Annotated in this window: 23 protein-coding genes and 2 tRNA genes; 2 read left to right on the top strand and 23 right to left on the bottom strand. The window is 61.2% G+C overall.

Annotated features, from left to right (window positions below):
* Positions 1-44: 44 nt before the first annotated feature.
* Positions 45-458, bottom strand: a complete 414-nt coding sequence (locus tag KSS90_RS22270) for a VOC family protein (RefSeq protein WP_046854071.1) — start codon at positions 456-458, stop codon at positions 45-47.
* Positions 459-518: 60 nt separating this feature from the next.
* On the opposite strand from KSS90_RS22270, the gene KSS90_RS22275 reads away from it, so the two are divergent.
* Positions 519-821, top strand: a complete 303-nt coding sequence (locus tag KSS90_RS22275) for a heme-binding protein (protein WP_217867290.1) — start codon at positions 519-521, stop codon at positions 819-821.
* A 95-nt stretch (positions 822-916) separates the two neighbouring features.
* Here the strand turns inward: KSS90_RS22275 and KSS90_RS22280 are convergent, their stop codons facing one another.
* The 16 genes from KSS90_RS22280 to rlmE all read right to left on the bottom strand — a co-directional run bounded on the left by KSS90_RS22280 (position 917) and on the right by rlmE (position 16,889).
* Complete coding sequence (locus tag KSS90_RS22280) at positions 917-1,267, bottom strand: BON domain-containing protein (protein ID WP_046854069.1); 351 nt, start codon at positions 1,265-1,267, stop codon at positions 917-919.
* Positions 1,268-1,527: 260 nt separating this feature from the next.
* A complete protein-coding gene (pnp, locus tag KSS90_RS22285) occupies positions 1,528-3,633 on the bottom strand; it encodes a polyribonucleotide nucleotidyltransferase (RefSeq protein WP_023629334.1) in 2,106 nt (701 codons plus the stop codon).
* Positions 3,634-3,881: 248 nt separating this feature from the next.
* Positions 3,882-4,151 carry a 30S ribosomal protein S15 gene (gene rpsO, locus KSS90_RS22290; protein WP_203648087.1) on the bottom strand — a complete coding sequence of 90 codons (270 nt, stop codon included), beginning with the start codon at positions 4,149-4,151 and terminating at the stop codon, positions 3,882-3,884.
* Positions 4,152-4,299: 148 nt separating this feature from the next.
* Positions 4,300-5,217: a tRNA pseudouridine(55) synthase TruB gene (gene truB, locus KSS90_RS22295; RefSeq protein ID WP_217867291.1), complete on the bottom strand. Its 918-nt coding sequence runs from the start codon at positions 5,215-5,217 to the stop codon at positions 4,300-4,302.
* 3 nt (positions 5,218-5,220) lie between these two features.
* Positions 5,221-5,619 (bottom strand): 30S ribosome-binding factor RbfA, encoded by a 399-nt coding sequence (gene rbfA, locus KSS90_RS22300; protein ID WP_217867292.1) that lies wholly within the window; start codon positions 5,617-5,619, stop codon positions 5,221-5,223.
* 117 nt (positions 5,620-5,736) lie between these two features.
* A complete protein-coding gene (gene infB / locus KSS90_RS22305; protein WP_217867293.1) occupies positions 5,737-8,277 on the bottom strand; it encodes a translation initiation factor IF-2 in 2,541 nt (846 codons plus the stop codon).
* Between the two features lie 27 nt (positions 8,278-8,304).
* Complete coding sequence (gene nusA, locus KSS90_RS22310; RefSeq protein ID WP_038706865.1) at positions 8,305-9,786, bottom strand: transcription termination factor NusA; 1,482 nt, start codon at positions 9,784-9,786, stop codon at positions 8,305-8,307.
* A 59-nt stretch (positions 9,787-9,845) separates the two neighbouring features.
* A complete protein-coding gene (gene rimP, locus KSS90_RS22315) occupies positions 9,846-10,304 on the bottom strand; it encodes a ribosome maturation factor RimP (protein ID WP_038707604.1) in 459 nt (152 codons plus the stop codon).
* Positions 10,305-10,434: 130 nt separating this feature from the next.
* Positions 10,435-10,511: transfer RNA gene (locus tag KSS90_RS22320), tRNA-Met, on the bottom strand.
* A gap of 99 nt (positions 10,512-10,610) precedes the next feature.
* Positions 10,611-10,696 (bottom strand) — tRNA-Leu (locus tag KSS90_RS22325).
* Between the two features lie 20 nt (positions 10,697-10,716).
* Positions 10,717-11,109, bottom strand: coding sequence for a preprotein translocase subunit SecG (gene secG / locus KSS90_RS22330; RefSeq protein WP_046854066.1), 393 nt, complete (start codon positions 11,107-11,109; stop codon positions 10,717-10,719).
* A 3-nt stretch (positions 11,110-11,112) separates the two neighbouring features.
* Entirely contained in the window at positions 11,113-11,868 is a 756-nt protein-coding gene (tpiA, locus tag KSS90_RS22335) for a triose-phosphate isomerase (RefSeq protein ID WP_217867294.1), read from the bottom strand.
* A gap of 66 nt (positions 11,869-11,934) precedes the next feature.
* Positions 11,935-13,275: a phosphoglucosamine mutase gene (glmM, locus tag KSS90_RS22340; RefSeq protein ID WP_217867295.1), complete on the bottom strand. Its 1,341-nt coding sequence runs from the start codon at positions 13,273-13,275 to the stop codon at positions 11,935-11,937.
* Between the two features lie 16 nt (positions 13,276-13,291).
* The gene (gene folP / locus KSS90_RS22345; protein WP_217867296.1) at positions 13,292-14,143 is read right to left on the bottom strand and encodes a dihydropteroate synthase; all 852 of its coding nucleotides are present in this window, start codon (positions 14,141-14,143) and stop codon (positions 13,292-13,294) included.
* Positions 14,144-14,151: 8 nt separating this feature from the next.
* On the bottom strand, positions 14,152-16,059 hold the full coding sequence (ftsH, locus tag KSS90_RS22350) for an ATP-dependent zinc metalloprotease FtsH (RefSeq protein ID WP_217867297.1): 1,908 nt from the start codon (positions 16,057-16,059) through the stop codon (positions 14,152-14,154).
* Between the two features lie 203 nt (positions 16,060-16,262).
* Positions 16,263-16,889 carry a 23S rRNA (uridine(2552)-2'-O)-methyltransferase RlmE gene (gene rlmE, locus KSS90_RS22355; RefSeq protein WP_011532133.1) on the bottom strand — a complete coding sequence of 209 codons (627 nt, stop codon included), beginning with the start codon at positions 16,887-16,889 and terminating at the stop codon, positions 16,263-16,265.
* 102 nt (positions 16,890-16,991) lie between these two features.
* On the opposite strand from rlmE, the gene KSS90_RS22360 reads away from it, so the two are divergent.
* The gene (locus KSS90_RS22360) at positions 16,992-17,300 is read left to right on the top strand and encodes a YhbY family RNA-binding protein (protein ID WP_102683191.1); all 309 of its coding nucleotides are present in this window, start codon (positions 16,992-16,994) and stop codon (positions 17,298-17,300) included.
* A gap of 12 nt (positions 17,301-17,312) precedes the next feature.
* On the opposite strand, the gene KSS90_RS22365 is transcribed toward KSS90_RS22360, so the two are convergent.
* The 6 genes from KSS90_RS22365 to dnaJ form a co-directional block, all read right to left on the bottom strand.
* Positions 17,313-17,762, bottom strand: a complete 450-nt coding sequence (locus tag KSS90_RS22365) for an MFS transporter (protein WP_217867298.1) — start codon at positions 17,760-17,762, stop codon at positions 17,313-17,315.
* Positions 17,740-18,222 (bottom strand): transcription elongation factor GreA, encoded by a 483-nt coding sequence (greA, locus tag KSS90_RS22370; protein WP_082120346.1) that lies wholly within the window; start codon positions 18,220-18,222, stop codon positions 17,740-17,742. The genes KSS90_RS22365 and greA overlap by 23 nt, the downstream gene beginning before the upstream one ends.
* Positions 18,219-21,440 (bottom strand): carbamoyl-phosphate synthase large subunit, encoded by a 3,222-nt coding sequence (carB, locus tag KSS90_RS22375; RefSeq protein ID WP_217867299.1) that lies wholly within the window; start codon positions 21,438-21,440, stop codon positions 18,219-18,221. Before carB ends, greA begins: the two co-directional genes overlap by 4 nt.
* Positions 21,441-21,545: 105 nt before the next feature.
* On the bottom strand, positions 21,546-22,682 hold the full coding sequence (carA, locus tag KSS90_RS22380) for a glutamine-hydrolyzing carbamoyl-phosphate synthase small subunit (RefSeq protein ID WP_023629348.1): 1,137 nt from the start codon (positions 22,680-22,682) through the stop codon (positions 21,546-21,548).
* Between the two features lie 226 nt (positions 22,683-22,908).
* Positions 22,909-23,715, bottom strand: a complete 807-nt coding sequence (gene dapB / locus KSS90_RS22385) for a 4-hydroxy-tetrahydrodipicolinate reductase (protein ID WP_217867300.1) — start codon at positions 23,713-23,715, stop codon at positions 22,909-22,911.
* A gap of 13 nt (positions 23,716-23,728) precedes the next feature.
* Positions 23,729-24,853 (bottom strand): molecular chaperone DnaJ, encoded by a 1,125-nt coding sequence (dnaJ, locus tag KSS90_RS22390; protein WP_102683186.1) that lies wholly within the window; start codon positions 24,851-24,853, stop codon positions 23,729-23,731.
* Positions 24,854-24,864 lie beyond the last annotated feature (11 nt).

Raw genomic sequence — 24,864 nt, forward strand, 5'->3', positions numbered from 1 at the left:
AGCCGGCTTGCCGGCGATGAGGGCAGCTCAGGCGATCAATACCATCAGGCCAGCCGTTGCCCCGATACCGCCGGGTGATACAGCGGCTGCACCTTGTTCCCCGCCGGGTCCAGCAAATGGAAGCTACGCGCGCCATCGCCGTGGTTGAACGGGCGATCCAGCAGCGTCACGCCATGGGCCTTGAAGTACTGGTACCAGGCTTCCAGCTCCTCCACGCTGTCGACGATGAAGCCATAGTGATCCAGGGTCTGCAGCCCGTTGGCCGCGCCTGCGCCGCGCCCGAGCGACAGGTTGTCGTTGCCGCAGGTGAGGTAGACCAAGTCTTCGTTGGCACGGTTGAGCACCTCCATGCCCAGCACATCCACGTAGAAGCGCTCGCACTCCTCCAGGTTGGGGACCAGCAGGGCGATGTGCCGCAGGCCATTGAGACGGCCTGGGCGGGCAGGTAGATCGGACATGAGTGCGGCTCCTTTTTTGTATACAATTCACAATAGAATTTAAAACAAAAGGAATGTCATGTGTACTGCCTATTTATCAAGACGCTGGTGAAACCCGGCACCGCCGATGCCTTCCTGGCAGCCATCAATGCCAACGCCGCGGCGTCGGTCGCCACCGAGCCGGGTTGCCTGGTATTCGATGTCTCGCAGGACCGGGAGGATGCCAATGTCATCTACCTGTACGAGATCTACCAGGACGATGAGGCGTACGAGGCGCATACCCGGACCGCGCATTTTCGCGACAGCCGCCCCTTGGTGGAGCCGCTGATCGAAGAGCAGGTGTGCTTCGAGAGCAATGTGATCGCCCGAAACCCGGTGAGCTGAAGCCGGCTTCCTGAATGCCAAAAGAAAAGCCCCGGCGATGGCCGGGGCTTTTGCTTGAAGGGGTGGCCAAATCCTTTTGGCCGACGGGACAATCCTTATTCGGCTTTCAGGCCATCAGCCGAGACGGCCTGTACGCCTTTGATCTTCTTGGCGATGGCAACCGCCATGTCTTTCTGTGCATCGGTAATGGCCACGTCCGAAGACAGGGACACTACGCCTTTGTTGGTTTCGACCTTGATGTCACTGCCAGGCACGCCTTTCTCGGTCATCAGGTCAGCCTTCACCTTGGTGGTGATCCAGGTGTCGGAAGTGGCTTCCTTGGCTTTGGTCACCTCACCGGCCGCAAGCGTCATCGGGGCCTGGGTGGACTGGGCAGCAAATGCCGCGTTAGCCATGGTCAGGGTCAGAGCGGTAGCAGTAGCGGCAGCAATGGCGAACTTCTTCATGTGGGTCACTCCTGTTTTTTCGAAAGGTCTGCGCCTTGGTTCCTGGCGTCAGGTAGTAAGGTAGTTGCAGGGGCTGTGCCAGTTTTTGCACACCCTATAAACCCTTTGAAATCAATGAGTTAAACAAAGCAATCAGAAGCCCGTACCGTGCATTTTGCAATCCCGGCAAAAAAGCCACGTGCAAGATGCATGCTCTCAACTATTTTGCGGCAGGCATAAAAAAAGGACCCCGAAGGGTCCTTCCTTTAGCCTCGAAAGGCTTAGACGCCCGATGCCTTGGCAGCGGCAACGTCCTTGATCGACAGCTTGATACGGCCGCGGTTGTCCACGTCCAGTACCAGTACTTCGACTTCCTGGCCTTCCTTCAGCACGTCGGTGACCTTCTCGACGCGAGCATCGCTCAGCATGGAGATATGCACCAGGCCGTCCTTGCCCGGCAGGATGTTGACGAAGGCACCGAAGTCAACGATGCGCTCGACCTTGCCGACGTAGATCTTGCCAATCTCGGCTTCGGCAGTGATGCCCAGGATGCGCTGCTTGGCAGCGTCCGCGGCTTCCTTGGTTTCGCCGAAGATCTTGATCGAGCCGTCGTCTTCGATGTCGATCGAAGCCTTGGTCTCTTCGCAGATGGCGCGAATGGTGGCGCCGCCTTTACCGATGACGTCACGGATCTTGTCGGTGTCGATCTTCATCGCGATCATGGTCGGTGCGTTGGCCGACAGCTCGGTACGCGACTCGCCGATGATCTGGTTCATCTGGCCGAGGATGTTCAGGCGCGCTTCCAGGGCCTGGCCCAGGGCGATTTCCATGATCTCTTCGGTGATGCCGTTGATCTTGATGTCCATCTGCAGCGCGGTGACGCCTTTGGCGGTACCGGCTACCTTGAAGTCCATGTCGCCGAGGTGGTCTTCGTCACCCAGGATGTCGGTCAGTACGGCGAACTTCTCGCCTTCCTTGACCAGGCCCATGGCGATACCGGCAACCGGCGCCTTCATCGGCACGCCCGCGTCCATCAGCGCCAGGGAGGCACCGCAGACCGAAGCCATGGAGCTGGAGCCGTTGGACTCGGTGATTTCCGATACCACGCGGATGGTGTACGGGAACACGTCAGCGGCCGGCAGCATGGCCTGTACCGAACGACGGGCCAGACGGCCGTGGCCGATTTCACGACGGCCAGCACCGCCCATGCGACCACACTCGCCTACCGAGAACGGCGGGAAGTTGTAGTGCAGCATGAAGGGGTCTTTCTTCTCGCCTTCGAGGGTGTCCAGCAGCTGGGCATCACGGGCGGTACCCAGGGTCGCGACGACCAGGGCCTGGGTTTCGCCACGGGTGAACAGGGCCGAACCGTGGGTCTTCGGCAGAACGCCGACTTCGATGTTCAGCGGGCGCACGGTCTTGGTGTCGCGACCGTCGATACGTGGCTTGCCGTTGACGATGTTTTCGCGAACGGTGCGGTATTCGATCTCGCCGAAGATGTCTTTGACTTCACCAGCCGATGGCTGGCCTTCTTCACCGGAGAACTTGGCGATCGCTTGATCGCGCAGCTCGCCCAGGCGCGCGTAGCGGTCGGCCTTGACGGTGATGGTGTAGCCCTGCGACACCGCTTCGCCGAACTCGGCGCGGATGGCGTTGAACAGCTCGGTGTTGGCAACGGCAGGTTTCCAGTCCCAGGTCGGCTTGGCGGCTTCGGCAGCCAGCTCTTTGACAGCCTTGATCACGGCCTGGAATTCGTCGTGGGCGAACAGCACGGCGCCCAGCATCTGGTCTTCGGTCAGCTCTTTGGCTTCCGATTCAACCATCAGTACGGCCGACTCGGTACCGGCAACGACCATGTCCAGGCTCGAAGCGGCCTGCTGCTCGTAGGTCGGGTTCAGCAGGTAGCCAGTGCTTTCGTGGAAGGCAACGCGGGCGGCGCCGATCGGGCCTTCGAACGGAATGCCGGAGATGGCCAGGGCAGCCGAGGTACCGATCATCGCAGCGATGTCCGGATCGGTCTTCTTGCTGGTGGAAACCACGGTGCAGACAACCTGCACTTCGTTCATGAAACCTTCAGGGAACAGCGGGCGGATCGGACGGTCGATCAGGCGCGAAGTCAGGGTTTCTTTTTCGGATGGGCGGCCTTCACGCTTGAAGAAACCACCTGGGATCTTGCCAGCGGCGTAGGTCTTTTCCTGGTAATGCACGGACAGCGGGAAGAAGCCCTTGCTCGGATCGGCATGCTTGGCACCAACCACGGTCACCAGCACGGTGACATCGTTGTCGACGGTGACCAGCACGGCGCCGGTGGCCTGACGGGCAATGCGGCCCGTTTCGAGGGTAACGGTCGATTGACCGAACTGGAATTGCTTGATTACCGGGTTCACGGTTTCCTACCTTTTTCAGTGGCTCTTGGGGGAACTGGTTCTTGCGAATTCTTGGGCAGAACGGGGAATCGGCCCCATTGACCGTCCAGATACAACACGAGGCTGGGAGCCTGGCGCCGGGCGGATAAACCGCTCGGCACACCAGGCTGCCAACCTCGCAGATCGCGTGGCGTGTCCAACGGCGACGCTGACAGGCAGCGTTGCCGAAGAATGCGACACACCATGCAACACCACTGGCCAGGCCGCTATTAGCGACGCAGGCCCAGGCGACCGATCAGGGCGCTGTAACGAGTGGTGTCTTTGCCCTTCAGGTAATCCAGCAGCTTACGACGCTGGTTGACCATACGGATCAGACCACGACGGGAGTGGTGGTCTTTATCGTTGGCCTTGAAGTGGCCTTGCAGCTTGTTGATGTTGAAGGTCAGCAGGGCAACCTGTACTTCCGGGCTACCGGTGTCGCCGGCGGCTTGCTGATAGTCTGCAACGATCTGAGCTTTTTCTTCGACGCTGAGGGCCATTTGGCTTCTCCTGATATACGGATCCCGCGAACGGTCTCCAATAGGCCGGGAACAAGTCCCGTATTAGTAAGAAGAGGTGTGACCGTGCCTAATAACAGCCACCCTCGTATCCACCGGTTTCGGCCGAAGCCTCTGCCGGTGGTATCGGTCATTCCGACCGAATCAGTCGACGTGGCGCAATGCGCCCGTCTTCGCTCACTTCACCGATACCGATGAAGCGACCATTGTGATCCTGTACGCGGACCATGCCGAATTGCGGCGCGTCCGGCGCACGTACTGCCTGGCCATGCAGCCAGTAAAACGCGCTGTGCTCGGACAGCTGCACCAGCGGCCAGTCCTGCAGCCCGCTATCTGACGGCATCAGGAAACGATCAAGCGCTTCGTTGCCACCTTCGGCATGGGCCTGCTCGAGCTCCTCGAGCGTCACGGTCTGTGCCAGCGCGAAAGGCCCGGCCTGGGTGCGACGCAGTTCGGCGACGTAGGCACCACAGCCCAACGCCTCACCGATATCCTCCACCAGGGTGCGGATATAGGTGCCTTTGCTGCACCCGACAGACAGGCGCGCACGCGTGCCTTCGCACTCGAGCAACTCCAAGCGGCCAATAGTAACAGAACGCGCCTCGCGCTCCACTACCTCTCCTGCACGGGCCAGCTTGTACAGCGGCTGACCGTCACGCTTGAGGGCAGAGTACATCGGCGGTACCTGAAGGATTTCACCGCGAAAACGCGGAATGACCGCTTCGATGTCGGCGCGACCAACGGTCACGTCGCGGGTCTTCAGCACCTCGCCCTCGGCGTCACCGGTGTTGGTAGTCTGCCCCAGCTGCATGACCGTTTCGTAGCCTTTGTCGGACTCGAGCAGGTACTGTGAGAACTTGGTCGCCTCACCAAAGCACAGTGGCAGCACGCCGGTGGCCAGCGGGTCGAGGCTGCCGGTGTGGCCGGCCTTCTCGGCGTTGAGCAGCCAGCGAACCTTCTGCAGCGCGGCGTTGGAGGTGAACCCCAGTGGCTTGTCGAGCAGGATGATGCCGCTGACGTTGCGGCGGATACGTTTGACCTGGGCCACCGCTTACTCCTTGGTGTCCAGCTCGTCGGCATCCTTGTGCAGGCGGTCTTCGGCCACCGCACGCTCGATCAGTGCAGACAGGTGGACACCTCGGCTGACACTCTCATCGAAGTGGAAATGCAACTGCGGCACGCTGCGCAGTTGCATGACGCGGCCAAGGTGCAGGCGCAGGAAGCTCGCGGCACTGGTCAGGGCCTTGAGGGTCTGCGGCACGGCATCGGCTCCGTCCTGGCCCATCACGGTGATGAACACCTTGGCATGGCCCAGGTCACGACTGACATCCACAGCGGTGATGGTGACCAGACCGACACGAGGGTCTTTGACTTCACGGCGGATCAGCTCTGCCAGCTCACGCTGCATCTGATCCCCGATACGTTGGGTACGGCTGTATTCTTTTGCCATTCTTGCTACCTGTATCTTAAAGCGGCAAACGCCCGGTCAAGCTCGAAGCCTGACCGGGCGCCACCTTCAGAGGTACAGGCAACCGCCCTGGGGCGGGGCCTGCACCACGCTCGGCCCTTACAGGGTACGAGCCACCTGGACTTTCTCGAACACTTCGATCTTGTCGCCGACCTTGACGTCGTTGTAGCTCTTGACGCCAATACCGCACTCCATGCCGTTGCGTACTTCGGACGCATCGTCCTTGAAGCGACGCAGCGATTCCAGCTCGCCTTCGAAGATCACCACGTCGTCGCGCAGAACGCGGATCGGACGGTTGCGGTACACGGTACCCTCGATGACCATACAGCCAGCGATGGCGCCGAACTTCGGCGAACGGAACACGTCACGGACTTCGGCGACACCCAGGATGTTCTCGCGAACATCGCTGCCGAGCATGCCGGTCAGGGCTTTCTTGACGTCTTCGATGATGTCGTAGATCACGTTGTAGTAACGCATATCCAGACCTTCCTGCTCGACGATCTTGCGCGCGCCGGCATCGGCACGCACGTTGAAGCCGAACAGTACAGCATTGGACGCCAGCGCCAGGTTGGCATCGCTTTCGGTGATACCACCGACGCCGCCACCGATGACGCGAACCTGAACTTCGTCGTTGCCCAGGCCGCCGAGCGAACCTTGCAGCGCCTCGAGGGAGCCGCGCACGTCGGTCTTGAGGACGATGTTGAGGGTCTTCTTCTCTTCCTGACCCATGGTCTCGAAGATGTTTTCCAGCTTGCCGGCATGAGCACGGGCCAGCTTGACCTCGCGGAACTTGCCCTGACGGAACAGCGCAACTTCACGCGCTTTCTTCTCGTCGGCAACCACCGACATCTCTTCGCCAGCGTCGGGCGTGCCGTCCAGGCCGAGGATCTCGACCGGGATCGACGGGCCAGCTTCCTTCACAGGCTTGCCGTTCTCGTCGAGCATGGCACGCACGCGGCCATAGTTGGAGCCGACCAGGACCATGTCGCCCTGACGCAGGGTACCGTCCTGAACCAGGATGGTCGCCACCGGGCCACGGCCCTTGTCCAGACGCGACTCGACCACCACACCACGACCAGGTGCGGTCGGAGTGGCCTTGAGTTCGAGGATCTCGGCCTGCAGCAGGACCGCTTCGAGCAACTCGTCGACGCCGGTACCCATCTTCGCCGAAACCTTGACGAACGGCGTGTCACCACCCCATTCCTCGGAGGTCACGCCTTCGACGGACAGCTCGTTGCGGATGCGGTCGAGGTCTGCGCCTGGCTTGTCGATCTTGTTCACTGCAACGACCAGCGGTACGCCAGCTGCCTTGGCATGCTGCACGGCTTCGCGGGTCTGCGGCATCACGCCGTCGTCCGCCGCCACCACCAGGATGACGATGTCGGTCGCCTTGGCACCACGGGCACGCATCTGGGTGAACGCAGCGTGGCCTGGGGTGTCGAGGAAGGTGACCATGCCACGGTCGGTTTCGACGTGGTAGGCACCGATGTGCTGGGTGATACCACCGGCCTCGCCAGCAGCAACCTTGGCACGACGGATGTAGTCGAGCAGCGAGGTCTTGCCGTGGTCGACGTGGCCCATGACGGTCACGACCGGCGCACGCGAGGTGGTCTCGCCTTCGAACTTCAGCGATTCGGCCAGGGAGTCTTCCAGGGCGGTGTCGCTGACCAGGGTGACCTTGTGGCCCAGCTCTTCTGCTACCAGCTGAGCGGTTTCCTGGTCGAGCACCTGGTTGATGGTCACCGGGGTACCGAGCTTGAACATGAACTTGACGACTTCAGCGGCCTTGACCGACATCTGCTGCGCCAGTTCCGAGACCGTGATGGTCTCGCCGATGGTCACGTCACGGATGACCGGACCGGTCGGGCTCTGGAAGCCATGCGCGTTGCGCTTCTTGCCTTTGCCCTTGCCACCGCGACCGCGACGGAAACCATCGCTTTCTTCATCGGTGGTGCGTGGTGCGGCGCGCGGAGTCGGAGCCTTTTCCTTCTCCTTGACCTTGACCTTGACGGACATGCGCGGCGCATCGCCACGACCGGCAGCGGCTGGGCCACCACCGCGACGATCGTCATCACGGGTACGGCTTTCGTTGCGACGGGTCTCGTCTTTCTTGCGCTCGGCAGCACGCGCGGCGGCGTCTTCGGACACCGGTGCGTTGGCCACTACCGGGGCAGCGGCAGGTGCCGGCTCGGCCTTGGGCGCTGGCGCGGCGGCTGGAGCCTCGGCGGCCTGACGGCGTGCCTGCTCCTCGTTGCGCTGGCGAACTTCGGCTTCAACCTTCTCGCGCGCGGCGTTTTCCGCGGCGCGACGCTCTTCCTGCTCGCGTTTCTGCTCAGCCTGGATCTCTTCCGGGCTGCGCTGCACGAAGACTTTCTTCTTGCGTACTTCTACGCTGATGCTCTTGCTACCGGCGACACGCAGAGTGCTGGTGGTCTTGCGCTGCAAGGTAATCTTGCGCGGCTCTTCCGCCTTGCTCTTGTGGCTGCTCTTCAAATGAGTCAGCAGGGTCTGCTTCTCATTGTCGGTCACTACCTGACCGGCGTCGGTGTGCGGCAGACCTGCCTCACGCATCTGCTGCAGCAGGCGCTCTACCGGTGCCTCGACCTCTTGGGCCAGTTCTTTCACCGTGACTTGCGTCATGCACTTCTCTCCTCAGGCCGCGCCTAATTACTCGAACCAGTGGGCTCGGGCGGCCATGATCAACTTGCCGGCACGCTCTTCGTCGATGCCGTCGATGTCGAGCAGGTCGTCGATCGACTGCTCGGCCAGGTCTTCGCGGTTAACCACGCCGCGCACCGCCAGTTCCGCCGCCAGGTCCTTGTCCATGCCCTCGAGGGAGAGCAGGTCTTCGGCCGGATGGGCGTCTGCCAGTTTTTCTTCGGTAGCGATGGCCTTGGTCAACAAACGGTCCTTGGCTCGAGCGCGGAGCTCATTGACGATTTCCTCGTCAAAGCCATCGATGTTGAGCATTTCTTCCAACGGTACGTAGGCAATTTCTTCGAGGCTGGTGAAGCCTTCGTCGACCAGCACTTGTGCCAGCTCCTCGTCGACTTCCAGTTCCTCGACAAAATTACGCAGGATGTCGCCGGTTTCAGCTTGTTGCTTGGCCTGGATGTCCTTCTCGGTCATCACGTTCAGGGTCCAGGCGGTCAGCTGGCTGGCCAGGCGGACGTTCTGGCCGCCACGGCCGATCGCCTGGGCCAGGTTGTCCTCGGCAACGGCGATATCCATTGCATGGGCGTCCTCGTCAACGATGATCGCGGCAACCTCTGCCGGCGACATGGCGTTGATGACGAACTGCGCCGGGTTCTCGTCCCAGAGGACGATATCCACACGCTCACCACCCAGCTCGCCGGATACGGCCTGGACGCGCGAACCACGCATGCCGATACAGGCGCCTTGCGGGTCGATGCGCTTGTCCTTGGAGCGGACGGCGATCTTGGCGCGCGAACCCGGATCACGGGAAGCGGCCATGACTTCGATGAGGCCTTCGGCGATTTCCGGCACTTCGATGCGGAACAGCTCGATCAGCATCTGCGGCGCGGTGCGCGACAGGATCAGCTGTGGGCCGCGGTTCTCGGTGCGGATTTCCTTGAGCAGCGCGCGCAGACGCACGCCGACACGGAAGGTCTCACGGGGGATGATGTCTTCGCGGGCCAGCAGCGCCTCGGCATTGTTGCCCAGGTCGACGATGACGTTGTCGCGGGTGACCTTCTTCACGGTACCGGAGATGATCTCGCCCACGCGCTCGCGGTAGGCATCGACCACCTGGGCGCGCTCGGCCTCGCGGACCTTCTGCACGATGACCTGCTTGGCGGTCTGGGCGGCGATACGACCGAACTCGATCGACTCGATCTTCTCTTCGATCACGTCACCGATCTTGGCATCCGGGTGCGTGTCCTGGATCTTTTCCAGCCAGGTCTCGATTGCCGGATCGTCCAGGTCGTTTTCGTCGACCACGGTCCAGCGGCGGAAGGTCTCGTAGCTACCGGTGTGGCGGTTGATTTCCACACGCAGGTCGACTTCGTCCTCAAAACGTTTTTTGGTCGCAGTGGCCAGGGCCACTTCCAGCGCTTCGAAAATGACGCCGGGCGGTACACCTTTTTCGTTGGATACCGATTCAACAACCAGCAGTACTTCTTTGCTCATCGTACGCCTCGCCTTGCGCAAGCCATTGGGCCCGGAAAGTCCGCCGGGCCCGGCACGTCTCAGTCAAAACTGGGAATAATATTGGCCTTGTCGATCGAGTCGATCGGCAACAGGAACTCGTGTTGGTCCACTTGCACCACCACATCCTGCTCCTCCACACCGCGGAGAAGGCCCTGGAAGTTACGACGGCCCTCGAAGGGCGTACGCAGCTTGATCTTCACCTGCTCGCCGGCATGCGCTGCAAACTGTTCTAAGGTGAACAGCGGGCGGTCCATGCCTGGAGAGGAAACCTCGAGGGTATATTCAGAGCTGATCGGATCTTCCACATCGAGGATGGCGCTGGCCTGACGGCTGACGGCTTCGCAGTCTTCCACCAGGATACCGCCTTCCTTGTCGATATAGATACGCAGTACCGAATGCTTGCCTTGGGAGACGTATTCGATCCCCCAGCATTGGTAGCCCAGGCCCTCGACAACCGGGGCCAACAAGGCCTGCAACTGTTCTAGCTTGCTCGACACCTGAACCCCCTCGTGCATGCTGTGCAAATAAAAAATGGGCGAAGCGCCCATCCCTGAAAGCGCCGTTGGACAACGACGCCTAAAACTGTTCGGCTAGCAAAAAGCCCCTGAAAAGGGGCTCTGCTGAAGCTGGTTGCGGGGGCTGGATTTGAACCAACGACCTTCGGGTTATGAGCCCGACGAGCTACCAAGCTGCTCCACCCCGCGACAAAGCTGGGGCGAAAGTATAAGACTGAACCCTGTGCAGGGTCAATCCGACCTCCACCTGCAAGAAAGCCCGCTCAAAGCGGGCTTTCATGCTTCAATTGGTACCGAGAAGGGGACTCGAACCCCTACACCCTATGGGCACAACCACCTCAAGGTTGCGTGTCTACCAATTCCACCACCTCGGCAATACTACATTTGAAACCCGTTACTGCTGCTCTTTGGCTGGAGGAGGTACATCACCAGAGTTGGTGGTTTCGCTCTTCTGCTGCTGGAGCACCGGTACATCATCATTGACTGCCGGCTTTTGCTCTTTGACTTCCAGCACTGCTGGATCTGGCAGACCAGCTTGAGTCAGCTGGTGTGCTTGCTGCTTGGCGAAGTATCCTAACCCAAGTGCAGTCAAAAAGAAAGTGGCAGCAAGTATAGCAGTAACTTTACTCAAAAAGGTAGCGGAACCTTGGCTTCCGAACACAGTATTTGAAGCACCTGCGCCGAAAGATGCACCTGCTTCCGCACCTTTACCCTGTTGCAACAACACCATAACTACCAGTGACAGTGCCGCCAACAGATGAAAAACAACTACGACTGTTTCCAGCATTTTTCAGTTTCCTGCGGCGCGACAAATTGCACCGAATTCGTCTGCGTTCAGGGACGCTCCACCAATGAGCCCCCCATCGATATCCGGCATGCCGAACAGTTCGGCCGCATTAGCCGCCTTCACGCTGCCGCCGTAGAGAAGCTGCACCTTACGGGCAACTTCGGCGTCCTTCTCCGCCAACTGCTTGCGGATGGCTGCATGCACATCCTGGGCTTGTTGGGGCGAGGCCGTCAAACCTGTACCAATGGCCCATACAGGCTCATAGGCAATTACTGCATTGGCAAAAGCAGCGATACCGAACGCGTCGATCACACTGCTTAGTTGACGCCCTACAACTTCGAGCGTCTTGCCTGCTTCACGCTCGGCGAGAGTTTCCCCTACACAGAGCACTGGCGTCAAACCACTTTTTTGTGCGGCTGCAAACTTTTGATTCAGCACTTCGTCACTTTCGCCGATAATCTGGCGACGTTCCGAATGGCCGATCAACACCAACTTGCAACCGACTTCAGACAACTGACTCGGTGCAACTTCACCGGTCAATGCACCCTGCTCGGGCTGCACTGCAGAATTCTGTGCTCCAACGATGATTCCCTTGCCTTTCAGCCCATCAACAACGTCATTGATGAACAGGGCCGGTGGAAACACCGCAACTTCGATACCGTCGGGAATGAGCATTTTGCCCAACCCCTGAGTCAGCTCAGCGACGCTGGCGCGGGTACCGTGCATCTTCCAGTTACCAGCTACCATGGGGCGACGCATGCTTTACCTCGTCGGTCAAAGTGGGCGCAGATCTTACCCAACCCGATCTGCGCTGGCAAGCCTCTTTCAGGCACAAACTTCTTCAACGAGCTTGGCCAGGGCTTCGGCATGGCCGCGCACCTGGGTTTCGTCGTCACCTTCGACCATCACCCGCACCAACGGCTCGGTACCGGACTTGCGCAGGAGCACACGGCCGCGACCGGCCATTGCCTCGGTCGCCTTGGCACTGGCTTCCTTGATCAATGGATTCTCCAAGGGGTCGTTCTTGCCCGCAGCGAAACGCACGTTGATCAGCACCTGAGGACACTTACGCACGGCTTGACGCGCCTGGGCGAGGTTCTCGCCACGACGCTTGAGCGCCATCAACACCTGCAGCGCGGCGATGATCGCATCGCCCGTGGTGGTATGGCTGCCGCACACCACGTGCCCGGAGTTCTCACCACCCAGCAACCATTCGCGCTCGAGCAGTTCGGCCATGACATAGCGATCACCGACCTTGGCCCGCACGAACGGAATATCCAGTTCCTTGAATGCCAATTCCAGGCCCAGGTTGCTCATCAACGTGCCGACCACTCCACCCTGAAGCTTGCCGCGCTCCTGCATGTCGCGACCAATGACGAACAGCAACTCATCACCGTCGACGATCGCACCGGTATGGTCGACCATCAGCACCCGATCGCCATCGCCGTCAAAGGCGATGCCCAGGTCAGCATGACCGACCAGCACCGCCGCCTGCAGCGACTCGATATGGGTCGAACCACAACTTTCGTTGATGTTCAGACCATCCGGCGCAGCGTGCAGCACGGTAACATCGGCACCCAGCTCACGGAACACACTCGGGGCCACCTTATAGGTCGCACCATGGGCGCAGTCGACGACGATCTTCAGACCTTCAAAGCTGGTGCTGCTGGGCACACTGCTCTTGCAGAACTCGATGTAGCGCCCCGCCGCGTCGTTGATCCGCGAAACCTTGCCCAGCTTGCTCGACTCGACCACGCTCATCGGCTGATCGAGGAGTTCCTCGATCATCAGCTCGACTTCGTCCGGCAACTTGGTGCCGGCACCGGAGAAGAACTTGATGCCATTGTCGTCGTGCGGGTTGTGCGAGGCACTGATGACGATGCCGGCTTCGGCATGGAAGGTGCGGGTCAGATAGGCGATGGCCGGCGTCGGCATCGGCCCGAGCAGCATCACGTCGGCACCGGCCGCGGAGAGACCGGCCTCCAGCGCGGACTCGAACATGTAACCGGAGATACGCGTATCTTTGCCGACCAGTACACGGCAATTACCCTGCTTACGGAAGGCCATGCCTGCCGCCCAACCGAGTTTCAGCATGAAGTCCGGCGTGATGGGGAATTGGCCGACGCGACCACGGATACCATCGGTACCAAAGTATTTTCTGCTCATAGTGACTCCAATGTTCTTATTCGGCGCTCTGCACGGCCGCAATCATGCGCACCACGTCGACGGTTTCCGTCACGTCATGCACCCGCAGGATGCTGGCACCCTTGGTCATGGCCAATGCCGCCAGCGCCAGGCTGCCGTATAGGCGCTCACCGACGGGACGACCCAGCGCGAGGCCGATCATGCTCTTGCGAGAGACGCCCACCAACAACGGTCTTCCCAAGCGGTAGAGCGCTTCCATGTGTTTGAAAAGGCTAAGGTTGTGCTCAAGGGTCTTGGCAAAGCCGAACCCCGGGTCGAGGATGATGCGCTCAGCCCCGATGCCAGCCGCCGCACAGGCAGCCATACGCCGTTCAAGATAGCGCGTAACATCAGCTGTCACATCTTCATATTGCGGATTGTCCTGCATGTTGCCCGGCTCGCCGCGCATGTGCATGAGGCAGACCGGGAGACCGGCATCCGCCGCTGCATCAAGCGCGCCGTCGCGCTCCAAGGCACGCACATCGTTGATCAATCCGGCGCCAAGACGCGCAGATTCGCGCATGACCGCAGGCGTCGAGGTATCGACCGAGATGACCACATCGAGCCGACTGTTGATCGCCTCGACAATCGGCGCTACACGCTCCAGCTCCTCGGTAGGAGAGACGGCGCGGGCACCGGGACGGGTAGACTCGCCACCCACGTCAATCAGGGTCGCACCGGCCGCGACCATTTCCTCGGCATGACGCAGGGCCGCATCGCGCTGGCTGAAGCGCCCACCATCGGAGAATGAGTCTGGAGTGACATTGAGGATACCCATGACATGGGTACGGGACAAATCAAGAACCCGGTTGCCGCAAGGCAACCGGGTCGGGTACTGCACTGAGCTCATAGGTGCCCTTAGTGTTGAGCCGCTGGACCGCCGATCGGCGACTCCGGACGATCATCCTGGGACGCCTGGTTGCCGGAGGTGCCAGAATCATTATCCCAGTCACGAGGCTCACGCGGAGTGCGACCAGCCATGATGTCGTCGATCTGATCGGCATCGATGGTTTCGTACTTCATCAAGGCCTCGGCCATGGCATCGAGCTTGTCGCGGTTGTCAGTGAGAATTTGTTTGGCCGTGGCATAGCACTGGTCGATGATGCTGCGCACTTCGGAGTCGATCATCTTCGCCGTCTCACCGGAGACGCTGGCATGCTGGCTACCTGCGCTACGTCCCAGGAACACCTCGCCCTCTTCCTCGGCGTACATTAGCGGCCCGAGCTTTTCGGAAAGACCCCACTTGGTGACCATATTGCGGGCAATCTGGCTCGCACGCATGATGTCGTTGGAAGCGCCAGTGGTCACACCATCGAAGCCCAGGGTCATTTCTTCGGCGATACGACCGCCATACAGCGAGCAGATCTGGCTGATCAACGCACGCTTGGACAAGCTGTAACGGTCTTCTTCCGGCAGGAACATGGTCACGCCCAGGGCACGACCCCGCGGAATGATCGACACCTTGTACACCGGATCGTGCTCGGGCACGACACGACCAACGATGGCGTGGCCAGCCTCGTGGTAAGCGGTGTTCTGCTTCTCCTTCTCGGACATGACCATGGTCTTGCGCTCGGCGCCCATCATGATCTTGTCCTTGGCCAGCTCGAACTCCTTCATCTCGACCACACGCTTGCTGGCACGCGCAGCGAACAGCGAAGCCTCGTTGACCAGGTTGGCCAGGTCGGCACCGGAGAAGCCAGGCGTACCACGAGCGATGACCGCAGCGTTGACGTTCTCACCGATCGGCACTTTGCGCATGTGGACTTTGAGAATCTGCTCACGACCACGAATATCCGGCAGGCCAACCACCACTTGGCGGTCGAAGCGGCCGGGACGCAGCAGCGCCGGGTCGAGTACGTCTGGGCGGTTGGTAGCCGCAATGACGATGATGCCATCGTTCATCTCGAAACCGTCCATTTCGACCAGCAGTTGGTTAAGGGTCTGCTCACGCTCGTCGTGACCGCCGCCCATGCCGGCGCCACGGTGGCGGCCAACGGCGTCGATCTCGTCGATGAAGATGATGCATGGTGCGTGTTTTTTGGCCTGCTCGAACATGTCGCGCACGCGGCTGGCGCCCACGCCGACGAACATCTCGACGAAGTCGGAACCGGAAATGGTGAAGAACGGCACCTTGGCTTCGCCGGCGATGGCCTTGGCCAGCAGGGTCTTACCGGTACCGGGCGGGCCGACCATCAGCACACCACGGGGGATGCGGCCACCCAGGCGCTGGAACTTGCCCGGGTCACGCAGGAACTCGACCAGCTCGCCAACCTCTTCCTTAGCCTCGTCGCAACCGGCGACGTCAGCCAGGGTAGTCTTGACCTGGTCTTCGGACAGCAGGCGCGCCTTGCTCTTGCCAAAACTCATCGGGCCACCCTTGCCGCCCGCCCCGCCTTGCATCTGGCGCATGAAGAACATGAAGACGGCGATGATCACCAGGATCGGGAAGCTGGCGACCAGCAGCTGCGTCCAGATGCTCTGCTGCTCCGGCTGCTTGCCTTCGACAGTGACGTGGTTATCGACCAGGTCGCCGATCAGGCCGTTATCCGTGATGGCCGGGCGGACGGTCTTGAAGTTGTCGCCGTCGGTACGCTTGCCGGTAATGATGTAGCCGTCGACGGTCACGCGCTCGACCTTGCCATCCTTGACCTGCTGAATGAAGTCGGAATAGTTGAGGGTCTGCGGCTCGTTAGGGCTCGAGAAGTTGTTCATCACCGTCACCAGGACGGCGGCGATGATCAACCAGAGGATCAGATTCTTTGCCATGTCGTTCAATTCGCTACCCTCTGAGGCCGGCGCACGACGCAGCCGTGCCTCGCATGATATTCATCGCCCTAACTTACTACATTGCCCACGCATCCGCAGGCACCGTCTGTAACCCTTTGTGAAAGCTAGACTACACGAAGTTCGGACGATCCAGACGGGGCAGCCGATTGGAAATAACTATCGGCAACCCCGCAGCACACCTTTCATGCTCCCTTGAAACCTTTGCCCAACAGGTACTGTTCACGGGAGCGATCCCGCGAGGACGACGGCTTGCGCATCTGCACCTTGTCGAACTTGGAGCGCACGTCCTTCAAGTACATGTCGAAACCTTCGCCCTGGAAGATCTTGATCAGGAAATCCCCGCCGGGCTTGAGCACGCGGGTCGCCAGATCCAGGGCCAGTTCGCAGAGGAACATGGCACGCGGCATGTCCACCGCAGGCGTACCACTCATATTGGGGGCCATATCGGAAATCACAAGGTCTACGTGCGAATCACCGACCGCCTGCAGGATCTGTTGCAGTACTTCATCCTGGGTAAAGTCGCCCTGAATGAAGGTAACGTCCGGGATCGAGTCCATTTCCAGGATGTCCGAGGCGATCAACCGCCCTTGGCCGCCAATCAGACGACTGGTCACCTGCGACCAGCCACCTGGCGCTGCGCCGAGGTCGATCACGCTCATGCCAGGGCGGATCAGGCGGTCTTTCTCCTGGATCTCCAGCAGTTTGTAGCTCGCACGCGAGCGGTAGCCATCCTTCTGCGCTTGCTTCACAAAAGGGTCGTTGAAATGTTCGCGCAGCCAGTTGGCGCTGCTTTTGGAACGTTGTACCACGGGGCACCTCGATGATATGCGTCGTGTTTGACTGGGCGGAGCCGGGGGCCCTCGGGTAAAATGCCCGTCAATTTTACAGAATCAGACGAAAAGGGTCAGATTATGCCGCTCAATAACGAGCAGAAGAAGCAATACAAGTCCATTGGTCATGACCTGAAGCCGGTCCTGATCGTTGCTGGCAACGGCGTGAACGAAGGCGTTGCCGCCGAACTGGAGCGCGCCCTGGCCGATCACGAGCTGATCAAGGTCGAAATCCGTTCCGAGGATCGCGAAGAGCGTGCAGCCGCCATCGCGGAACTGTGCAAGGTCGGCCGCGCCGAACTGGTGCAGACCATCGGCAAGAAGGCGCTGATCTACCGTAAGAACCCGCAGCCAAACAAGCAGCTGTCCAATATCCACCGCTACAAGTAACGGTGGCTCCGCTCAGTGGCGCGCATGCCGCGCCCTGACCGGGACCGGCTGGGCCACCAGCACGATGCCGGAGAAGCCCAGCACCAGGATGCAGAACATCTGCCAGCGCTCACCCACGGAGATCCCGTAGCGTAGCGTGTAATAGCTGACACAGGCGCCGAAACCGAGCAACAGCATCTGACCGCGGAATTGCCGCCACCAGGCCGCCAGGCCATCCACCCTCGCCAATACCGCCAGCTGGGTCAACAGCCCGAGCAGCGCCACGCCAATCAACCAGCGGTCGATCTGCACGGCGATATCCTGCACCAGCAACGGCGCCAGGCTACTGACTTTCAGCGCCGGCACCAGCCCCACATGGAACACCCACAGGCCGCCAACCCAGAAAACCTGGGCCAGCTGCCAGAGGATCCCCTCGAGGGATGGCGCCCGCAGGCGCCGGTCAGATGTGTTTGACTTCGACAATCTCGTACTCGACCGTACCGTTCGGCGTCTTCACCACCACCGTGTCACCTTCTTCCTTGCCGATGATGGCACGGGCGATAGGCGCACCGCTGGAAAGCTTGCCCTTCTTCACGTCGGCTTCATCTTCGCCAACGATCTGGTAAGTCACCTGATCGCCGGTTTCAGTGTTCTCCAGATCGACAGTGGTGCCGAAGATGACCTTGCCGGTGTGGGCAATGGTGGTCACGTCGATCACCACCGAGTTCTGCAGGCGGCCTTCGATATCGCGAATACGCGCCTCGACCATGCCCTGCTCCTCACGGGCGGCATGGTATTCGGCGTTTTCCTTGAGGTCGCCCAGCTCGCGGGCCTCACCGATCGCCTGGCTCAGGCGCGGGCGCTCGGTCTTGCTCAGGAACAGATGCTCTTCTTCCAGGGCGCGAGCGCCCTGGACGGTCATCGGGTACTTGGTAATGCTCATGCTTTGAGTCCTGCATGCAGATCCTGCAGGCGACGAACGGTCTTTTCCGGACCGAATTTCAGCGCCTCGCAGATGGCTTCACCGGCCGCAATGGTGGTGGTGCAGTAAATCTTGTGCTGCAGCGCATTGCGACGAATCGAGTAGGAATCGGCGATCGACTGGCGGCCTTCGGTGGTGTTGATGATCAGCGACACTTCGTCGTTCTTGATCATGTCGACCACGTGCGGGCGACCCTCGGTCACCTTGTTCACACGGCGCACTTTCAGGCCGGCCGCCTCGATAACCTTGGCGGTGCCTGCAGTTGCAACCACTTCGAAGCCCAGGGCGATCAGGTCGCGGGCAACGCCAGCCACTTGTGGCTTGTCGTCGTCGCGCACGCTGATGAACGCGGTACCGCCGGTCGGCAGCACTTCGCTGGCGCCCATCTGGGCCTTGGCGAAGGCTTCACCGAAGCTGTCGCCGACACCCATGACTTCACCGGTGGATTTCATCTCAGGGCCGAGGATCGGGTCAACCCCCGGGAACTTGGCGAACGGGAAGACGGCTTCCTTGACGCTGTAGAAGTTCGGGATGATTTCCTGGGTGAAGCCCAGTTCTTTCAGGGTTTTGCCTGCCATGACGCGTGCGGCGATCATCGCCAGCGAGGTGCCGATGCACTTGGACACGAACGGCACGGTACGCGAGGCGCGCGGGTTGACCTCGATCACGTAGATCTTGTCGCCCTGCAAGGCCAGCTGCACGTTCATCAGGCCGACCACGCCCAGTTCCAGGGCCATTTTCTTGACCTGTACGCGGACTTCGTCCTGAACTTCCTTGCTCAGCGAGTAAGGAGGCAGCGAGCACGCCGAGTCACCGGAGTGAACGCCGGCCTGCTCGATGTGCTGCATGATCGCGCCGATCACCACGTCGGTGCCGTCGCAGACCGCATCCACGTCCATCTCGATGGCGCAGTTGAGGAAGTGGTCGAGCAGCACCGGGCTGTCGTTGGACACTTGCACCGCTTCACGCAGGTAGCGCTTGAGCTCGTCCAGCTCATAGACGATCTCCATCGCACGGCCGCCCAGTACATAGGACGGGCGCACCACCAGCGGGTAGCCGATAGTGCCGGCGGCCTTGATGGCTTCGTCTTCGCTGCGCACGGTGGCGTTTGGCGGCTGCAGCAGATTCAGGCGCTGAACCATCTGCTGGAAACGCTCGCGGTCTTCGGCGCGGTCGATGGCGTCCGGGCTGGTGCCGATGATTGGCACGCCGGCTTCTTCCAGGGCACGGGCCAACTTCAGCGGGGTCTGGCCGCCGTAGTGGACGATGACGCCCTTCGGCTTCTCGACGCGGCAGACTTCCAGCACGTCTTCCAGGGTCAGCGGCTCGAAGTACAGACGGTCGGAGGTGTCGTAGTCGGTGGAGACGGTTTCCGGGTTGCAGTTGACCATGATGGTCTCGTAACCGTCTTCACGCAGTGCCAGAGCGGCATGCACGCAGCAGTAGTCGAACTCGATGCCTTGGCCGATACGGTTCGGGCCACCGCCCAGGATCATGATCTTGTCGCGGGTCGACGGGTTGGCCTCGCACTCTTCCTCGTAGGTCGAGTACAGGTAGGCGGTGTCGGTGGCGAACTCGGCGGCGCAGGTGTCGACGCGCTTGTACACCGGGAACACCTCCAGCTTGTGGCGGTGACGGCGCAGGTTCTTGTCGGTGATGCCGAGCAGCTTGGCCAGGCGCTGGTCCGAGAAGCCCTTGCGCTTGAGGCGCAGCATGTAGTCCTTGTCGATCGCCGACAGGGCCAGGGTCTTGACCTTCTCTTCTTCCTTGATCAGGTCTTCCATCTGCACCAGGAACCACAGGTCGATACCGGTCAGTTGGAAGATTTCCTCGATGGTCATGCCCGAACGCATGGCGTCGGCCACGTACCAGATACGCTCGGCACCCGGCACGGTCAGTTCGCGCTTGAGGATGCTGGCGGCTTCCGGGTTGGCCAGGTCGACTTTCGGGTCGAGGCCGCAGGCGCCGACTTCCAGGCCGCGCAGGGCTTTCTGCAGGGATTCCTGGAAGGTACGGCCGATGGCCATGACTTCACCGACAGACTTCATCTGGGTGGTCAGGCGGGCGTCGGCCTTGGGGAATTTCTCGAAGGCGAAGCGTGGCAGCTTGGTGACGACGTAGTCGATCGACGGTTCGAAGGACGCCGGGGTACGGCCGCCGGTGATGTCGTTCTGCAGTTCGTCGAGGGTGTAACCGATGGCCAGTTTGGCGGCGATCTTGGCGATCGGGAAGCCGGTAGCTTTCGAAGCCAGAGCCGAGGAACGCGATACGCGCGGGTTCATCTCGATCACGACCATGCGGCCAGTGTTCGGGCAGATACCGAACTGCACGTTGGAACCGCCAGTCTCGACACCGATCTCACGCAGCACCGCCAGCGAGGCGTTGCGCATGATCTGGTATTCCTTGTCGGTCAGGGTCTGTGCCGGAGCAACAGTGATCGAGTCACCGGTGTGTACGCCCATCGGGTCGAAGTTCTCGATCGAGCAGACGATGATGCAGTTGTCCTTCTTGTCGCGGACCACCTCCATCTCGTATTCCTTCCAGCCGATCAGCGATTCGTCGATCAGCAGCTCTTTGGTCGGCGACAGGTCCAGACCACGGGTGCAGATTTCTTCGAACTCTTCACGGTTGTAGGCAATACCGCCACCGGTGCCGCCCATGGTGAAGGACGGGCGGATGATGCACGGGAAGCCGAGCTTCTCGAGGACCGCATTGGCCTCTTCCATGCTGTGGGCGATACCCGAGCGCGGGCACTCAAGGCCGATGTCCTTCATGGCCTTGTCGAAGCGCGAGCGGTCTTCGGCCTTGTCGATGGTGTCGGCGTTGGCACCGATCATTTCCACGCCGAACTTTTCCAGAACGCCATGGCGCTCCAAGTCCAGGGCGCAGTTCAGCGCGGTCTGGCCGCCCATGGTCGGCAGGACGGCGTCCGGGCGCTCTTTCTCGATGATCTTGGCCACCGACTGCCATTTGATCGGCTCGATGTAGGTGGCGTCGGCCATGGCCGGGTCGGTCATGATGGTGGCGGGGTTGGAGTTCACCAGGATGACGCGGAAACCTTCCTCGCGCAGGGCCTTGCAGGCCTGGGCGCCGGAATAGTCGAACTCACAGGCCTGGCCGATCACGATCGGGCCAGCGCCGAGAATCAGGATGCTTTTGATGTCTGTACGTTTTGGCATGGTGGTCACTCAAATCCGGGGTCAGTCGGCAAGCCGCTTTGAACAATCTGGGTCAGGCGCTTCCGGGCGCGGCACACGCCGGCCCGGGGCCTTGAAGCAGGATGCTCAGCGGCGCTTGGCCATGGCATCGGTGAAACGATCGAACAGTGGCGCGACGTCGGTCGGGCCCGGGCTCGCTTCAGGGTGGCCCTGGAAGCTGAACGCGCTCTTGTCGGTGCGCTCGATACCCTGCAGGGTGCCGTCGAACAGCGACTTGTGGATGGCGCGTACGTTAGCCGGCAAGGTGGCTTCGTCGACGGCGAAGCCGTGGTTCTGGCTGGTGATCATGACCACGCCGGTGTCCAGGTCCTGGACCGGGTGGTTGGCACCGTGGTGGCCATGGCCCATCTTCACGGTCTTGGCGCCGGAGGCCAGGGCCAGCAGTTGGTGGCCGAGGCAGATGCCGAAGACCGGAATCTCGGTTTCGAGGATTTCCTTGATCGCCTGGATGGCGTAGTCGCATGGCTCCGGATCACCAGGGCCGTTGGACAGGAACACACCATCGGGGTTGAGCGCGAGCACTTCGCTGGCCGGAGTCTGGGCAGGCACCACGGTGACGCGGCAACCACGCGCGACCAGCATGCGCAGGATGTTCAGCTTGACGCCGTAGTCGAAGGCAACCACGTGGTACGGCAGGTCGGCAGCGTCGATGGTCGGGTGGCTGTCGGTCTTCAGTTCCCACACGCTGGAACGCCACTCGTAGCGCTCCTTGGTGGAGACGACCTTGGCCAGGTCCATGCCCTTAAGGCCCGGGAAGGCACGGGCAGCGGCGATGGCCTGCTCTTCGGTGATGTTGTCACCGGCGAGGATGCAGCCGTTCTGGGCGCCCTTTTCACGCAGGATACGGGTCAGACGACGGGTGTCGATGCCGGCGATGGCGACAACGTTGTTGGCCTTGAGGTACTCAGGCAGCGACTGGGTATTGCGCCAGTTGCTGGCCAGCAGCGGCAGGTCGCGGATGACCAGGCCGGCGGACCAGACGCGGTTGGATTCGGCGTCTTCCGGGGTGGTGCCGGTATTGCCGATGTGCGGGTAGGTCAGAGTGACGATTTGCTGCGAGTAGGAAGGGTCTGTAAGGATTTCCTGGTAGCCGGTCATAGCGGTGTTGAATACCACCTCGCCAACGGTCTGACCGTCGGCACCAATAGCTTCACCGCGAAAAATACTGCCGTCGGCAAGGGCGAGTATGGCTGGCTTTGTCAAGAAGACCTCCCGTAAATCAAGCATGAAAGGGCGATCGCAGGTTGCAAAAAAGCGGAGTGACGTATGGACACGTCACCCCGCTTTTAAGTGCTGAATTCAATTCGCTGCGCGCTTTTAGTGGACACACTAAAGCTGTAGCTTACAGAAAAGTGCGTTTTCGGTCTACCGTAGATGTGTCTCTAAAACACACCAATGCGACAAGGGGCTGCCAGGCAGCCCCGCGACATCAACGCAGTTCGAGTACGTCCTGCATGTCGTACAGGCCAGGCTCGCGCCCTTCCAGCCACAGCGCAGCGCGCACGGCGCCCTTGGCGAACGTCATGCGGCTGGAGGCCTTGTGGGTGATCTCCAGGCGCTCGCCTTCGGCGGCGAACAGCACGGTGTGGTCACCGACCACATCACCGGCACGCACGGTGGCGAAACCGATGGTCTTGCGATCACGGGCACCGGTCTGGCCTTCACGACCGTAAACCGCCACTTCCTGCAGGTCGCGCCCCAACGCATTGGCAACCACTTCACCCATGCGCAGCGCGGTCCCCGACGGCGCGTCGACCTTGTGCCGGTGATGGGCCTCGATGATCTCGATATCCACATCGTCGCCCAGCACCCGGGCCGCCATATCCAGCAGCTTGAGGCTGAGGTTCACGCCCACGCTGAAGTTCGCGGCGAAGACGATCGGGATCTCCTTGCCCGCCTCCGCCAGCAGCTCTTTCTCTTCCGGCGTGAAACCGGTGGTGCCGATGACCATGGCCTTGCCCGCCTTGCGGCAGAACGCCAGGTTCTTCAGGGTCACCGAAGGATGCGTGAAGTCGATCAGCACATCGAACTCGTCGGCGACCTTGGCCAGGTCATCGGAAATCGGTACGCCGATACGCCCAAGGGCCGCCAGCTCACCGGCATCGGCCCCGACCAGCGAGCTGTCCGGGCGATCGATCGCCGCGGTCAGCCCGGTCTGGGGCGCCTGCTGCTGCACAGCCTCGACGAGGGTCTTGCCCATCCGCCCCGCCGCGCCCATTACCGCAATACGTCGCATAGCCTGTTCCTTCTCAGAGATCGCCGAAGAAGCGCTTCATACCCTCGAACCAGCCGCTGGCCTTGGGCGAATGGGAGCTGTCGCCTTCCAGCGAATCGCGCAGCTCTTCGAGCAGCTCGCGCTGGCGACGGCTGAGGTTGACCGGCGTTTCCACCGCCACACGGCACAGCAGGTCGCCTGCCGCGCCACCGCGCACCGGTGCCACGCCCTTGCCGCGCAAGCGGAACTGCTTGCCGGTCTGGGTGCCTTCGGGGATCTTCAGCTTCACGCGACCATCGAGGGTCGGCACTTCCAGCTCGCCACCCAGGGCGGCATCGGTATAGCTGATCGGCACTTCGCAGTAGAGGTGCTTGCCGTCGCGCTGGAAGATCGGGTGCTCGCGCACATTGACGACCACGTACAGGTCGCCGGTCGGGCCGCCATGGGCACCCGCCTCGCCTTCGCCGGACAGGCGGATGCGATCGCCGGTATCGACGCCAGCCGGCACCTTGACCGACAGGGTCTTGTATTCCTCGACACGACCTTCGCCGTGGCACGAGCCGCAAGGGTCGGTGATGATCTTGCCCTGGCCATGGCAGCGCGGGCAGGTCTGCTGCACCGCGAAGAAGCCCTGCTGCATGCGCACCTGGCCGATACCGCCACAGGTCGGGCAGGTCGACGGGGTCGAACCCTTCTTGGCGCCGGAGCCGTCGCACGGCTTGCAGTTGACCAGCGTGGGGACGCGGATATTGACCGTGGTACCGCGCACCGCCTCCTCGAGATTGAGCTCGAGGGTGTAGCGCAGGTCGCTGCCACGCTGGGCGCCGCCACGACCACCACCACGGCCACCGCCGAAGAAATCACTGAAGACATCGCCGAAGATATCGGAGAAGTTGGCACCACCGAAGCCGGCACCGCCACCACCCATGCTCGGGTCGACGCCGGCATGGCCGTACTGGTCGTACGCCGCACGCTTGCTGGCATCCGACAGCACTTCGTAGGCTTCGTTGGCTTCCTTGAACAGGTCTTCGGACTCTTTATCACCCGGGTTACGGTCAGGGTGGTACTTCATCGCCAGACGGCGGTAGGCCTTCTTCAGATCACCTTCGCTGGCGCCACGCTCGACACCCAGGACCTCATAAAAATCACGCTTTGCCATAGGTCATATGC

Origin of the sequence: Pseudomonas maumuensis (assembly GCF_019139675.1) — a bacterium.
GTDB classification, from domain to species: Bacteria; Pseudomonadota; Gammaproteobacteria; order Pseudomonadales; family Pseudomonadaceae; genus Aquipseudomonas; species Aquipseudomonas maumuensis.